General features: G+C 67.2%; 7 protein-coding genes and 7 pseudogenes. 10 read left to right on the top strand and 4 right to left on the bottom strand.

The features are described from left to right. Positions 1-4: 4 nt before the first annotated feature. Genes tssM through ASF43_RS31865 form a run of 4 tightly spaced genes read right to left on the bottom strand, consistent with a single transcriptional unit; the run spans position 5 to position 6,034 of the window. Entirely contained in the window at positions 5-3,970 is a 3,966-nt protein-coding gene (tssM, locus tag ASF43_RS26025) for a type VI secretion system membrane subunit TssM (RefSeq protein ID WP_056187927.1), read from the bottom strand. After that, positions 3,967-5,469: a hypothetical protein gene (locus tag ASF43_RS26020; protein ID WP_056187924.1), complete on the bottom strand. Its 1,503-nt coding sequence runs from the start codon at positions 5,467-5,469 to the stop codon at positions 3,967-3,969. The genes tssM and ASF43_RS26020 overlap by 4 nt, the downstream gene beginning before the upstream one ends. A gap of 54 nt (positions 5,470-5,523) precedes the next feature. Beyond that, positions 5,524-5,790: a PAAR domain-containing protein gene (locus ASF43_RS26015; protein WP_056187920.1), complete on the bottom strand. Its 267-nt coding sequence runs from the start codon at positions 5,788-5,790 to the stop codon at positions 5,524-5,526. Positions 5,791-5,836: 46 nt separating this feature from the next. Then, the gene (locus ASF43_RS31865; protein WP_369803336.1) at positions 5,837-6,034 is read right to left on the bottom strand and encodes a M15 family metallopeptidase; all 198 of its coding nucleotides are present in this window, start codon (positions 6,032-6,034) and stop codon (positions 5,837-5,839) included. Here ASF43_RS31865 and tssF point away from each other — a divergent pair. From tssF to ASF43_RS31855, 10 genes and pseudogenes are all read left to right on the top strand, one after another. Continuing rightward, positions 5,954-7,462, top strand: coding sequence for a type VI secretion system baseplate subunit TssF (gene tssF / locus ASF43_RS26010; protein ID WP_369803335.1), 1,509 nt, complete (start codon positions 5,954-5,956; stop codon positions 7,460-7,462). The two genes, ASF43_RS31865 and tssF, sit on opposite strands and share 81 nt — an antisense overlap. After that, positions 7,426-8,535, top strand: a complete 1,110-nt coding sequence (gene tssG, locus ASF43_RS26005; RefSeq protein WP_056187917.1) for a type VI secretion system baseplate subunit TssG — start codon at positions 7,426-7,428, stop codon at positions 8,533-8,535. The genes tssF and tssG overlap by 37 nt, the downstream gene beginning before the upstream one ends. A gap of 46 nt (positions 8,536-8,581) precedes the next feature. Next, positions 8,582-8,878 (top strand): annotated as a pseudogene (locus tag ASF43_RS32355) (Clp protease N-terminal domain-containing protein); the annotation flags it as partial. 2 nt (positions 8,879-8,880) lie between these two features. Further along, positions 8,881-9,534, top strand: a pseudogene (locus ASF43_RS25995) (AAA family ATPase); the annotation flags it as partial. A gap of 305 nt (positions 9,535-9,839) precedes the next feature. Beyond that, positions 9,840-10,211 (top strand): annotated as a pseudogene (locus tag ASF43_RS31010) (AAA family ATPase); the annotation flags it as partial. 341 nt (positions 10,212-10,552) lie between these two features. Beyond that, positions 10,553-10,984: pseudogene (locus tag ASF43_RS25985) on the top strand (integrase core domain-containing protein); the annotation flags it as partial. Between the two features lie 368 nt (positions 10,985-11,352). Beyond that, a pseudogene (gene tnpB / locus ASF43_RS32350) lies at positions 11,353-11,444 on the top strand (IS66 family insertion sequence element accessory protein TnpB); the annotation flags it as partial. A 143-nt stretch (positions 11,445-11,587) separates the two neighbouring features. Continuing rightward, a complete protein-coding gene (gene tnpB, locus ASF43_RS32345; RefSeq protein WP_369803350.1) occupies positions 11,588-11,746 on the top strand; it encodes an IS66 family insertion sequence element accessory protein TnpB in 159 nt (52 codons plus the stop codon). A gap of 68 nt (positions 11,747-11,814) precedes the next feature. Then, positions 11,815-13,284, top strand: a pseudogene (locus ASF43_RS25975) (IS66 family transposase); the annotation flags it as partial. A gap of 88 nt (positions 13,285-13,372) precedes the next feature. Continuing rightward, positions 13,373-13,555: pseudogene (locus tag ASF43_RS31855) on the top strand (transposase domain-containing protein); the annotation flags it as partial. Positions 13,556-14,501 lie beyond the last annotated feature (946 nt).

Below are 14,501 nucleotides of genomic sequence, written 5' to 3'. Positions count from 1 at the left end.
GTTCTCACGGACGACGGGGCGAGCCGGGCTCGGAGACAGCAGAGGCGGCGCCGGCCGGCGCCGTACGGACCGGGGCTGGTCGGGCCGCGCCGGAGGCACTGGAGGGACTGACCGGCCCAGCTGCGATCTGGCTGGCGCCCTGGACGGGCGCGTCGGAGCCGACCACCAGCGCTGGCAACGCGACGCCACGCAGTCGGTTGCCGGCCACCGCCACCGCAGAGGATGCGCCCCCTGGAGCGACGCCGGTTCTCGGCGCTTCACCAGGCAAGCGCAGCACCTTCAACACCAAGGCCACGCGGTGCGCGCCCTTGGTCCAGGCCAGTTCGATGTTGCCATCGGGCAGCTTGCGACTTTGCGCGCTCTCGAACAAGCGGGTCAGCCCATTCGCGCCGGGTTCGTTCACCAGCTCGACACTGTGGCCCTCGTTGGTCACGCCATGCAGGGACGCTCCGGCCACCCCGCTGGGATTGGGCCAGACCATCTGCATCCACTCCGGCGCCGTGTTGCGGTAGCGCAGGCGCTGGCCATCGATCACCAGCGTGTACTCGGCAAAGCCGGGCGCGCCCTGGGGCTGCACCTGGAACACGGTTTGGTCGGCCACTGCGGCACCGGCTGACGGCCCCGCGGCGCCGGCGCCACCGCTCCCTGCGGCGACCGCTGCGGCATTGGAGCCTTCCAGCGGACTGACCCAGACGCCGAAGCCCTGGGTGAACTCGGACCGCAGGCGAATGCCGATGTCGGCCCAACGCCGCGCTTCGACCGTGTCGCCACGCCGCACGACCAGCGGGCCCAGAGTCTCGCCGGCGTACTTGGCCACCGCGCCATCAGGCCCGAAGACCTTGGCAATCTCGGAGGGGCCGGCTTCCACGCGGGATGCGGCATCGAACGGAAACTTGCTGGCCAGCGTGCGCTGGAACGGGTCGCCCACCTGCGCGACCCAGATGCGGTTCAACTCGATCTCGGCCGGCGGTACGGCCACCGTCATGGCCTGGATCAGAGGACGCACCAGCAAGGGCCGCAGCGCGGCCTTGGCGCTGTCGGTCATGCCGACCAGCATGCGCTCGTCGACATAGCGCAGCGTCTCGGTCAGCTCGGAATCACCGCCTTCGAGGGTCTTGGCGATCAAGGCGCGCGCTCCAGGCCCTGGATCGCCCTGGTTCTTGATCTGGTTGAAGCGCGTGCGCACCTTGGCAAGCGATTGCAGGTACTCGATGACAGGAGGCGCACTGTTGTCCTGCGTCATCATGAGCTGCGCCAGCGGCGCGAACTCGCGGCCGATGGGCCCCAGCGGGATCAAGGCCTTGTCGGCGGACAGCTTGAGGTTCACGTCCACGCGCGCTGGGCCCATGCGCAGCAGGCGCTGTTTGATCCACTCCAGCACGCCTTGCTGTGTGGTGGCGAGCCGGCTGTTGAGCAACGATGGGTTGTCCCAGGATGTCTGGTCGAACAGCTTTTGCAACAGCTTGCGGATGGGCGACTGCTGCGCGTCGCCCAGCCTGTTGAGGCGCTCCACCGCCACATCGAAACTGCTGAACTCGCCGACTGCAACGCCTTGCATGAAGCGCTGCCACTCGGCCACATATTCGGTCTTGTACTGGTCGGTGAGCTTCTTGCGGATCTGCTCAGGGCTGCCTTCCAGCGTGATGTCGTCGGTGGCCCGGGTCTTCAGCACCCAGTCCACACTCTGCATCTCGTTGCTGGCCGCGTCCTTGAAGGCCTGCTCGATGTAGCCGTCCCAGGCTTCGCGCGTGAACGGCCCGGACACGGCGTGGCTTCCGGTCAATGTACCCTTGTCCGCGTCGGCCAGCAGGCCGGCCACGGTGATGGGGCCATAGCGAGTGGCGGCGCGCGCCTTCACGTTGGCATAGACCCGCTCGATGCCGCGCATGCCCTTGACCATCTCGCGCAGGTTCTCGCGCGTCTGGTCGACCAGCGCAAACTGGGTGGACAGCAGTGGGAAGGCCGGATCGCCCACGTTGCTGGTGACGAAGCTGATCAGGTTTTCCGCACTGCGGATCATCTGCTCGCGTGGCATGGTGCCCCGGTTGTCGTCCAGCCAGCCTCGCCAAAAACGCGTGATCTGGTCGGTCAAATGGTTCGGCTCGAGCCGCTCGCGGTCCGCCAGCATCAGGTAGGTCTTGAGCGCGTTGTAGGCCTCGGCCGAATCTTCCGGTGAAGCGTCGACGAAACGCGCGCCCGACAAGGTGCGCCGCGTGCCACTGTCTGCGGACAGCGCTCCCGACCCGGGCGTGCGCGCCATGGGCTTGAGGCGGTCCGGGTGGGCATTGACCTCGCCCAGATAACCCTCGATCGTCTGCACCACTGGCTGCAGCATTACCTGGCGCACACCGTTGAAGTACTCCTCGCGCAGGCGGCGCTCGATCTCGTCTCCCTGGTACAGCCCGAGAGACAGACCCACTGGCGGCGCTGAGCGGTGCTTCGTCAGCTGGACGATGCGGTCCTGCAGCAGTTCCAGCGCTTCCAGCCGCGATGCCAGGTCGCTGCGCTCGGCCTGCAGCTTGACCGCGTAGTCGAGGTCGGCCTGCACGCTGCGCATCAGCTGGCGATTGCCGAGGTAGGCCCAGCTCCAGCCGCCCAGGGCCACGGCCAGGGTCAGCACGCCGACACCCAGCGCTGCGGCACGCCATTGAAGCTTGCGTCTGCTCGCGTACTGCTTGACCAGGTTGCGATCGGCGAAGACCACCTTGCCGAACAGGTCGCGCAGGAAAAAGCCAGCTTCGGAGACCGCCTTGCCAATGCCGTCCTCCCCGCCTGCGGCATGTAGGCCGAAGTGCTGTGCGATCTGCGCGCTGGCCAGGCTGGTCGATGCGCCCTGCTGGACGGCACTCGTGAAATAGAAGCCGCGGAACACCGGGCGGAACTGGTAAGGGTTCTCTTCGAACAACGTGGCCACGAAGGCGCGCAGTGCAGGCTTGACCGCCGCAAATTCCAGCGGGAAGGCCAACACCGCTGGCGCCAGGGGCTGGCCGCGTGCCAGTGACATGCGCGCCAGCGACAGCTCGCGCAGGCCTTCTGCCAACTCGTCGAAACGCGCATCGAAGAGGGCCGGTGCGCTCTGGCCTTCGCCTTGCTCGTACGGCAGCGTCGCGCCCCACACCCGCTCGCGCTCGGAGCGCTCGCTGTCGTCGAAGAACTCGGTGAAGCCGGCAATCAGATCGGCCTTGGTGAGCACCAGGTAGACCGGTGCGACGACCTCGAGTCGCTCCGTCAGTTCCTGCACACGCTGGCGCAGACTCTTGGCTAGTTGGATCGCCTGCTCGGGCCGCCCCTGCGCCAGCTCGGCGGCGCTGGCCGCGATGATGATGCCGTTGATCGGAGCCTTGGGCCGGTGCTTTTTGAGCAGGTCGAGGAAGCCGAGCCACTCACCACGATCCTCCTCGTGCACGGAATAGCGGCCGGCCGTGTCGAGCAGGATGCCCTCGCTCGTGAAGAACCAGTCGCAGTTGCGCGTGCCGCCGATGCCCTGGATGATGTTGCCGCTGCCTGACGCTGCGTCCTGTTCGGCGAAAGGGAAGGTCAGGCCGGACTTCACGATGGCGGTGCTCTTGCCCGCCGCCGGATTGCCGATGACCATGTACCAAGGCAGCTCGTATAGCGCACCGGCTCCCGTGAGTTGACCCAGCTTGGAGTGCTTGATGGTCTTGATGGCCTGCTGCATGCGACCGCGCAACACGGCTTCGGCGCGGCGGCCGTCCGGCGCCGTGGTGGCGCCCTTCGCGGCCTGGTCGTCGATTGCCTGCTCCAGCGCGCGCGCCGCGCGATGGGCCCTGAACTTGCGCACTGCCCACCCCACAACCCAGAGAACTATGGCCGCCGCCAAGGCGATGCCGGCCCACACCACAGCAATCTTCAGCGTTTCGGCGCCAAGAAACAGGAAGGCGGCCAGCGATGCCAGCCCGATCACGGTCAGCACCCGTGTGTCAGAAAAAAAGGTCCAGATGCGGTTCATGCGGCGGTCTTGTCATCGTGCACGGCTTGGTCGGTCGCCGCGGTGGCAGGGTGGGGAGCGGGCGCTGGTGCGGGCCGCGCCAGCAAGGCCAGCCGCCAATGCGGATCGGCCACGCTGAGTGCGGCCCAGGGCCGCTGGGTCTGCGCACAGCGTTGCGCGGCCATCGCCACCGTGAGCAGGGTTGCGACGGGCCCGGTGCGGCCACTCAATTGGCCAGCCATGCACAGGTCTTCGCCGACATCGAGATCGGGCAGCTGTGCCAGCATCGCCCCGTACATCTCGGGTCCACGTGCGCTGTGCTGGTCAGCGTCACTGGCCAGGCCTGCGAGCGTGCCAGCCTCAACACCGGCAGCAGCCAACGACTGGCGCAGCAACTCTTGCGCCAGTTCGGACCCGACGCGTCCGGCCGCGTCGACCGCTTTGTCACGCCGCCCAATCGCTGCGCGGTGCAGATGAGGCGCGAACGGTGCATCGGCCTTGGCCGGTGGCCAGTGCGCGCCGGCCAGCACCAACACGGCCGCGCCTTCGCCGGGAATGCAGCCCTTAGGTTGGGTCGCGCAGAACAATGCGCCTGCTTCTTCCAGCCTCTCGATGCTCGCGGCATCCAGATCGCTGTGGCATGCCGCGAGCAGGACCAGATCGTCCTGCTCTTCACGCGCCATGGCAGCGAGTAGCCGATCGGCTTCCAGCCAGAGTTCCGGACCGCTACCTGCCGTTGTCGCGTGCAGCAACCATGCGTCGGGAGCGACCACGCCTTCGGCATGCGTGCGCAGCCAGGTGTCGAGCCAGGCTTGCAGTAACGCGCGTTGCGCTTCGGAGGTGCCGGCAGGCCAGGCCACCAGCACACGCACACGCGTGCGCACGGCTGCCGCTGTGTGGCGGAGCGTCTCCGCGGGCCGGCCCAGTCGCTCCGGCCATGCCGCCAGCGCATCGATGGTTGGCTCCAGCTGTGTGGTCAGCAGCGCCAATGCCCGAAACGTCGCGTCGTCCAGCGATGCGGCCACGGATGCCGGCCCGACGAGCCCGGCCTGCAGCGATTCCAGCTCCTGTGCAAGTGAGGCCGCGTCGACCTCCCCGACACGCGCAACCAGGACGGGCAGGCCTTGTGCATCGTGGAGTTCGGTATCGAGCACCGGCCGCGGTGCGCCGGCCTGCGCAGCTTGCAGTACATCGTCCACCGTGCCGCCCGCACCACTGACCGCGTGCGCAAGCAACAGCTGCACCCTGTCGTGGCCGGCTTCTGCGGAGGTGGGGGTCGACGTCGCCGCGCTGGGGAGGTCCGAGCGCGCGCTGGCGGTAGCCGTGCGCGTCGACACTCCACGCAAGGCCCAGGCCGACGCGACGCCCAGCACAAACACCGTGACCGGCAGCGCGCCCAGATAGAGGAGGATGTCTTGGGGCGACATGTCGCGCTGCGTGGCTTGCCAATGCCACAGCACGCCCACCCAGACCAGGCAGGTGATCGCAACGAACAGGCCAAGGCCGCGGAGTAGTTGCATCGGTGGAGCGTGTGGCTGGACGCCTGGGGCTGCGACGCACCCGGCGGACCTGCATCAGTCGGTGGTCACCGCCTGGCTGGAGATCAGCGTGGCACCGCAAGCCGTCACGTCGCCATGGCGGGCAGCAGCCTGGCCGTCGATGATGCAGGTGGCGTCGCCGGACGCGATCACGGTGATCTTGCCGTGGCCTTTTTTAGGGCAGGTGACCTTGTCGCCCACGCGCGCGATGGCCCGGCTTCCGGTATCGGTGGCGGGCGCACCCGCGATCACCACACCGCCATGGCTGGTCTTGTCGCCAATGACAATGAAAGGTCGGGTCATATTTCGGTTCTTTCGTAGTGCAAGGGTTGGCTGGCACGGCCGCCGTTCACGGTGGGGCCGCCCGCGTGGGCGTGGCGCCGCGAAGGACGCCGGAGCGCCGCAGCTCGACGTGGCCGAGATCCTTCAAGCTACGCCAGCTGCCGCCCCAGACCAGGCCGGCGGATTGGGCAACGGCGCCGTACAGGTCATAGCCACGGGCGGCGCGCGGGTCCTTCTCGCTGATGACGATGCGGCCATCGATCACGAAGGCACAGTCGGCGGCGAGTCCGTACTGGTGCCTGAAGGCACGCCGGTACCAAGAGGCGCGACCAGCCTGCTGTCGCTGCGACTGGAATTGACGTCTCCGCAGGCCACGTGGGCGAGCCTCGGCAGCGACGCCATTCGCTTGCACCTGGACGGCGAGGCCTCGCAGGTGGCGGCACTGCGTGAAGCCATCTTTGGCCGCACGCGCGGCGTGCTGCTCCAGACGGCGCCGTACGGGCCCTGGCGCAGCGCACCTGACGCGCTGGCACGCGAGGTCGGCTTTGCCGACGAAGAAGCGCTGATCGATTTCGATGCGCGCTCGCATCCGGCCTACCGGTTGCTGACCGAATACTTTGCCTTCCCGGACAAGTTCAACTTCATCGACCTGCCGCTGCCCGGCAGCTTGCACGACAGCAACTCGACCAGCATCACCCTGCACTACGCGATGGATGGCGTGCGCGCGGACTCAGACGAAGCCCGCTTGCTGGAGACGGTTTCCGAGCGCAATCTGTTGACCGGTTGCACCCCGGTCGTCAACCTGTTCTCGCAACGGGCCGACCCCATTCGCGTCACGCACCAGACGCCGTCTTATCCAGTATTGCCGGATGGCCGGCGCGCGTTCGGGCATGAGGTGTATTCCATCGATCGGGTGTACCGCGTGCGGCAGACACCCCAGGGCGAGCAGATCGACGCGTTCCAGCCCTTCTACTCGCTGCAGCACGACCAACTGCTGGCTGAGGGCGAGGCCGGCGGCCGCTACTGGCATGCGCACCGTGACGAAGCCATCGCCCAGGCCAGCCCTGGCTACGAGACCGAGTTGTCCATCGTCGACATCGACTTCGACCCGGCCGCCCCGCAAACCGACACGCTGTCCCTGGAGGTCACTGCGACCAACCGGGATCTTCCGACCATGCTGCAAGCCGGCACCGCCGGTGGCGATCTGTTCCTCCAGGGCGGCAGCCTGGCGAAGGAGATCCGACTCCTGCGTCGCCCCACGGCCAGCCACCGCTTCGACCGTGGCCGCGGCGCGTTGTGGCGGTTGATTTCGCATTTGTCGGTCAATCATCTGTCGCTGTCGGGCGGCGGCATCGACGCGCTGAAAGAGCTGCTGCGCCTGTACGACCTGCCGCGCAGCCCCATTAACCGCCGCGTGCTCGATGGCCTGGTTGCCATCGAGTACCGGCCCGCCAGCGCCTGCCTACCCGGCGACCCGTTCCCCGCGTTCGTGCGCGGCGTGGAGGTCAGCCTGACGGTCGACGACCAACATTTCGCCGGCATCGGCCTGCGCCTGTTCGCCCAGGTCATGGACCACTTTTACGGCCTCTACGTCCACGCCAACAGCTTCGTTCAGCTGAAAATCGTGTCGGCCCGCACCCACGAGGAGCTTCTCGCATGTCCACGCCGCAGCGGCCAGAGCCCGTTGCTGTAGTCGCGCAGCTGCTCGACGATCCGTACCGCTTCGGCTTCTTCCAGGCGGTGCGGTTGCTGCAGCGCTGGCTGCAGCAGGGCCAGGGGCTGGACGCAGCCCAGGTCCTGCGCCAGCGCATCGGCTTTCGCAACAGCCTCTCCCTGGCGTTCGCTCCGAGCGAGATTGCGGCACTGAAGCTGTTGCACAACGCACCGGCGCATGACCAAGCGAACGCACCTGCCGCCGGCACCGACCCGCGTCGGCCTGACGCCGCTGCGGTGCAACGCATCGAGTTGACACCGGCGTTCTTCGGCCTGCTCGGTGCCGGAGGCGCGCTGCCCACGCACTACACCGAGCAACTGGCCGAACGCGAAGCTGGGCAGCGTGGCCCTGACCGCGACGCCCCGCGCGCTTTCTACGACATCTTCCTGCACAGGGCCACGGTTCTGTTCTACGAGGCCTGGCGCAAGCATCGCCTGCCCGTGCAGTTCGAGGCCGACCGTCGGAACCGCTACCTGCCGTTGATGCTGTCGATGGCCGGCCTCGGCCACCGGGGCCTGCGCGACCGGCTGCGCGCGCGCGATGGCGGCGTGTCCGACGACGCCGTGGCCTTCTATGCTGCGACGCTGCAACGCCGCCCGGTCTCCGCCGTAGCGCTGCAGCGCGTTTTGCAGCACTACTTCGACGTGCCCGTTCGTCTGGACAACTTCATTGGCCGCTGGTTCACGCTGCCCGAGGACAACCGCTCGCAGCTCGGCCTGGCCAACATGCGGCTCGGCCACGACCTGATCATGGGCGACCGCGTCTGGCAGCGTGACCTGCGGCTGCGCTTGCACTTCGGCCCCCTGCCATGGCGCAACTTCGAACGTTTCCTGCCAGGCGGTCCAGCCGCCATCGCATTGAAAGAGCTGCTGGCCTTGCTGACCGGCACCACGCTGGAGTACGAGGTCCGGCTGACGCTGCGAGCCGCCGAAGTCAAGGGCTCGCGGCTCGACAGCGGAGCACCACGCCTGGGCTGGAACAGCTTTCTGCTGACGCGCGCCAGCCTGACCGACCGCTCCGACGCCGGCTATGACCTTCTGGCCCTGACCTGATCCACCGACCACCTCCCGGGGCTTCGCTCCGAACGATCCACGCTCCATGGCCCACCATCTCAAGACATTGATCGGCAAGCTCAACGACACCACACGCCGCGCGGCCGAGCGCGCCGCCAGCCTCTGCATGGCCAACGGCCACTACGAGGTCGACCTGGAGCACCTGTTCCTGGCCCTGCTGGAGCAACCGCAGAGCGACTTCGTCCTGCTGTGCCGTCGTTTCGGCATCTCTGCCGATGCGTTGCAGAGCGACCTGCAAGCAGAGATCGGCCGCTTCAAGAACGGCAACACACGCACCCCGGTCTTCAGCCCGCATCTGCCCACGCTGCTCGAGCATGCGTGGCTGACACCGAGATCCGCCAGACCATTGACATCTTGATGCGCCGCCGCCAGAACAACCCCATCCTCACCGGCGAAGCCGGTGTGGGCAAGACCGCGGTGGTCGAAGGCCTGGCGCTGCGCATCGCAGCCGGTGATGTACCGCCGCCGCTGCAGGGCGTGGCGCTGCATGTGCTCGACATGGGCCTGCTGCAGGCCGGCGCCAGCGTCAAAGGCGAATTCGAGAACCGCCTGAAGAACGTCATCGACGAGGTCAAGAAGAGCGCGCATCCCATCGTCCTGTTCATCGACGAAGCGCACACCATGATCGGCGCCGGTGGCCAGGCTGGCCAGAACGACGCAGCCAACCTGCTCAAGCCAGCGTTGGCGCGTGGCGAGCTGCGCACCGTGGCCGCCACGACGTGGAGCGAATACAAGAAGTATTTCGAGAAGGACGCTGCGCTGGCCCGCCGTTTCCAGGTCGTCAAGGTCGAAGAGCCCAGCGAAGCGCTGGCCGCCGCCATGGTGCGCGGCATGGCCCCACTGATGGAGAAGCACTTCAACGTGCGCATCTTCGACGAAGCCATCACCGAGGCCGTGCGCCTGTCGGCCCGCTACATCAGCGGGCGCCAGTTGCCCGACAAGTGCATCAGCGTGCTGGACACGGCCTGTGCCAAGGTTGCGTTAGGCCAGGCTACTTTCGGTACTGATGCGTTCCGCGGCACTGGCGCCGCATTCGGAGTCAGGCCGGAGCCCTCACATGTAGCCATCGTGCTGGTGCAGCCCGGTAGCGCCACGGTGGCCATGCTGTTCAGCAGGCATTCGGATCGCTTGCTCCTCCGGCTTACAGGGCGTCGCATCGACAGTCTGGCGGCTGCCCTCGGGCAAGAGCGTCGATGACATCAAGCGCGGCGGTGACTCGCTGCTCCAGGCGGCCAGCAGTTCGTGCCATGACACGCTGCAGCGGACCGCCCTTCGGCCGGCCGCTGATCAGCGTCGTCCTGCTCGACGAAGTCGAGAAGGCCCACCCCGACGTGCTCGAGCTGTTCTTCCAGGTGTTCGACAAAGGCGTGCTGGACGATGCCGAGGGCCGCGAGATCGATTTGCGCAACTGCACCATCATCCTGACCAGCAACGTCGGCTCCGCGCAGATCATGCAGGCCTGCCTGAACAAGGCACCGGCCGAGCTGCCCGCGCCGGACGCGCTGCTGCAGGCGCTGCGCCCGGCCCTGTACAAGAGCTTCAAGCCCGCCTTCCTGGGCCGCCTGCAGGTCGTGCCCTACTACGCGGTGGGCGACGCTGTGCTGCAAAGCATCATCCGCCTGAAGCTGGACCGCATCGCCGCGCGGGTGGCGGCCACCCTTTACGGACTGGCCCGATCGCACGGCACTGCCTTCGTCCTCGTCGATCGTTTTGCCGAAGTGCCGCTGCAGGACGCCATCGACGCCTCGGGCGTTCCCGCAAAGCCTGACTGGCTGCCTTTGCACGACAAACTGTTCGACGAGGAACCGCAACGCTCCCCGGCCCTGCTGGCACTGCACCACCAGCAGCCTGGCCACATGGCGCTGCTCGACCGTAGCGTCGCGCTGGCCATCGCCCAGGCTCAAACGCCCGACAGCTTGCGCAGCCTATGCGGGTGGCTGTTCGTCGAGGGCGACACGCGCTTGCTGCAGCACACCCTGCGCCAACGCCTACAGGCTTCAGCCACGAGTGCGTGAGCATTGCGGTGGACTGGGCAATCTCGGGCCAGTACGTCACGCGACTGCTCGACCAAGCCGCTGTCTTTCGGGGCTACCCGCTGGCTGTGCGCACCGACAACGGCCCGGAGTTCACCAGTCGTGCCTTCATGGGCTGGGCCAGCACGCATGGCATCCGTCACATCCTGATCGAGCCGGGACGACCCATGCAGAACGGCTACATCGAGAGCTTCAACGGCAAGTTCAGGGACGAGTGCCTCAACGAACAATGGTTCGAGACGCTGCAGCAGGCCCGATCGGCCATCACGCTCTGGCGCCAAGACTACAACGAGGTGAGGCCGCACAGCAGTTGCGGGCGAATGCCGCCAGCGAAGTTCGCCCAGCTGCATCGCCAGCGCGCTGGCGATGCAGCTCGAGCCAGCTCATCAACGTAATAGTCCGACGTGGGCCGTCCTTGCCTGACCGCGGGATGACGGCAAGCATCTGCCTCTGATCGCAGACCCGCTTGGAGGTGTGCGCTTACGGGAGACGCCGGCAGTTCGCAGCCCGCTGTCTTGCTGCCGATCCAAGTGACGCCAGTAGTTGATGTCCAGGCACAAGAGCCGTCGCCGGCAACTGCACCGCCGTCGAGGCCGCCAGCGCGCGGTGGCGTCATCGAACTCGAGATCGCAGGGGTCCAGCTGCGCCTGAGCGGCCCGGTGGACGAGGACAGTCTGCGCAGCGTGCTGCGCGCGCTGCGCCACAGCGCGTGATCGGCCCACGCGCGGGCACCCGGGTCTGGCTTGCCGCCGGTGTGACGGACATGCGTTGCGGCATGGACTCGCTGGCCGCGAAGGTGCAGACCGTTCTGGCCGAAGACGCCTTCAGCGGCCACGTCTTCGTGTTCCGTGGACGNGACGGACATGCGTTGCGGCATGGACTCGCTGGCCGCGAAGGTGCAGACCGTTCTGGCCGAAGACGCCTTCAGCGGCCACGTCTTCGTGTTCCGTGGACGGCGCGGCGACCTGGTCAAGCTGCTGTGGAGCGACGGCGACGGCATGTGCCTGCTGGCCAAGCGGCTGGAGCGTGGCCGCTTCGTATGGCCACAGGCGCAATCGGGCGCGATCAGCCTGAGCGCGGCGCAGCTGTCGATGCTGCTGGAGGGCATCGACTGGCGCAGGCCCGAGCGCACCTGGCAGCCGCGGGCTGCGGCATAGCACTGCGCTGCGCGTTGACAGGACAACTCCCGTTGTAGCCACCCATCGCGCCCGGCACAGTCGTGCCCATGACCTCGCAAGAACTGCTTGCCCTGAACGCCGTGCTCAGCGGCGAAGTGCAGCGCTCGCAGGAGGCCTTGAAGATCGCGCTGCTGACGGTCGAGAAGCTCAAGGTCGAGTTGGCCTACCTGCGCCGCATGAAGTACGGCCGCTCCAGCGAGCAGCTTGCGCACGCGCAGCTCGACCTCGTGGGTGGCCAGCTCGCGCAACCTGCCGCCACGTCCGCTGAGCCCGTGTCTGGCGGTGAATGCGCACAGGGCAACKTCACGCCCATCGAGCAAGGCCGTCGCAAGAGGCAAGCGCGCGAGCAGGCCAGCGCCCGAGATCTCCCGGAGCACTTGCCACGGCGCACCGTGCAGCACACGCCGCAGGACGGCTGCARCTGCCAGGGCTGCGGTCAAGGCCTTCGGCAGATCGGCCAGGACGTCTCGGAGGTCCTGGATTACGAGCCAGGCCGCTTCCACGTCGTGCGCCACGTTCGCCCCAGGCTGGCTTGCAAACGTTGCAGCACGATCGTGCAGGCGCCGGCGCCAAGCCGTCCCATTGACCGCTGCCTGGCCGGCACCGGCCTGCTCACGCACGTGCTGGTCAGCAAGTATTGCGACCACACACCTTTGTACCGCCTGTGCCAGATCTACGGCCGCGAAGGCGTGCCGCTGCAGCGCTCGACCCTGGCCGACTGGGTAGCGCAGGCGGCCCGCTTGCTGAGCCCGCTGGCCCAAGCGATCGGCCTCTACGTGTTGGCGGCCGAGAAGGTCCACGGCGACGACACGCCGATCCGCGTGCTCGGCGGCGCCGGCGCGAAGGCTCGCACAGGACGCCTGTGGGTATACGTACGCGACGACCGAGCGAGCGGCGACGCGTCACCGCCGGCGGTCTGGTTCCAATACTCGGCCGACCGCAAGGGCGAGCATCCGGTGCGCCACTTGAAGGACTTCAGCGGCATCCTGCAAGCCGATGCCTTCGCTGGCTACCACGCGCTGTACGAGAGCGGCAGGGTCGTGGAAGCAGCGTGCTGGAGCCATGCACGCAGAAAGATGTGGGACATCCACGAACGCCAGCACAAGCTGGCCGGAACGCTGGCACACCAGGCACTGCAGCGCATCGGCGTGATCTTCCAGATCGAGGCGCAGATCCGTGGCAAGACGGCACCGGAGCGATGGCGGGCCCGTCAGGAGCAAACGCGACCAGCTCTACAAGAGCTCAGGGCRTGGTTGAACGCGACACTGGCACAGGTCTCGGCGAAGTCGCCCGTGGCGATGGCGATCGGCTACATGCTGAGCAACTGGACCGCGCTCACGCGCTTCGTTGACGACGGCCGCATCGAGRCGCACAACAACGCGGCGGAGCGTGCGTTGAGAGGCGTCGCGATCGGACGCAAGAACTTCCTGCACCTTGGCTCCGATGCCGGTGGGCGCAGCGCGGCGGTGATCTACAGCCTGATCGGCTCGGCCAAGCTGTGCGGCGTCGACCCGCAAGCCTACCTGTGCCACGTGCTCGATCGATGCCGGTGGGCGCAGCGCGGCGGTGATCTACAGCCTGATCGGCTCGGCCAAGCTGTGCGGCGTCGACCCGCAAGCCTACCTGTGCCACGTGCTCGATCGCATTGCCGACCACCCCAGCAACCGCCTGGACGAACTCCTGCCGTGGGCGGTGCGACGCAACTGGGCCAAAGCGAGCACGCGGCTGAGCCAGCCTCCCAGCAGGCCGCCTGAAGGCGGTGCGCGCTTCGAGCGCTGGGCACAATGAGCCCATGCGCGTCAAGCTCATCGAAGACCTCCCCATGGCGACCAGCGCCGAGCTGTACCAGCTCAGCTGGGTCATCGAGCAACTGTTGGCCGATCCGCGGCGCATCGTGCAGGCGCGCCAGCAGCTGCACCTGGGCCAGATGGTTCAGTTCTGGGAATGGGGCACTGGAAAGCTGCGCCCGGCCCGAATCGTGTCCATGAANCATCGTGCAGGCGCGCCAGCAGCTGCACCTGGGCCAGATGGTTCAGTTCTGGGAATGGGGCACTGGAAAGCTGCGCCCGGCCCGAATCGTGTCCATGAAGGACAGCCAGGTCACGCTGCTGGACGAGCAGAGCCAGCACCGCATCAGCGTCTCGTACGCGGCAATCGTGCTRGGTCAGGAACAGGCAGCGGCAAGCGGCTCGCATACGCCCGGTTCAACAGCCAGCGCACCGCTGCAGCCGCCTCCCGAAGTCCACCGAAAGGAGGACTTCCGCGTCGGTCAGAAGGTCAGCTTCTCTGACCAGAGCCTGAAGCGGCACGTCGGCCAGATCACGCGCATCAACCAGCGCACCGCGACCGTTCACTGCGACGGCCGGGCATGGCGGATCTCCTTCGCGCTGCTCCAGCACGTCGTCGACGTGACTGCCTGACGTTCATCGCCGTCGCCGAGGATGGCACTGGGCGGACTATTACCTTGGGCATGGCGGATCTCCTTCGCGCTGCTCCAGCACGTCGTCGACGTGACTGCCTGACGTTCATCGCCGTCGCCGAGGATGGCACTGGGCGGACTATTACTCATCAACCACAGAGATCAATTAATCTTGCAACCCGGACTTCCTCGTTATGAACGGTACGGCAGAAGGGGGCAGGTCAGACACATCAGCCCAACGGTCAAGGCCAGCACTGCAGCTCATACAGGCGGGCACATCGGGGGCACAAGATGGGCACAGGTCACCCAGAAACG

It is taken from the genome of Pseudorhodoferax sp. Leaf267 (assembly GCF_001422405.1).
Taxonomy (GTDB): domain Bacteria; phylum Pseudomonadota; class Gammaproteobacteria; order Burkholderiales; family Burkholderiaceae_C; genus Pseudorhodoferax.
Note: the sequence above shows the minus strand (reverse complement) of the source record. Positions and strands in the feature narration are given on the sequence as shown.

Bases quoted from the DNA above. Each gene is read 5' to 3' on its own strand.
- ASF43_RS26015 (WP_056187920.1), bottom strand. From the start codon at position 5,790: ATGACCCGACCTTTCATTGTCATTGGCGACAAGACCAGCCATGGCGGT.
- ASF43_RS26020 (WP_056187924.1), bottom strand. From the start codon at position 5,469: ATGCAACTACTCCGCGGCCTTGGCCTGTTCGTTGCGATCACCTGCCTG.
- tnpB (WP_369803350.1), top strand. From the start codon at position 11,588: ATGTGCCTGCTGGCCAAGCGGCTGGAGCGTGGCCGCTTCGTATGGCCA.
- tssM (WP_056187927.1), bottom strand. From the start codon at position 3,970: ATGAACCGCATCTGGACCTTTTTTTCTGACACACGGGTGCTGACCGTG.
- tssG (WP_056187917.1), top strand. From the start codon at position 7,426: ATGTCCACGCCGCAGCGGCCAGAGCCCGTTGCTGTAGTCGCGCAGCTG.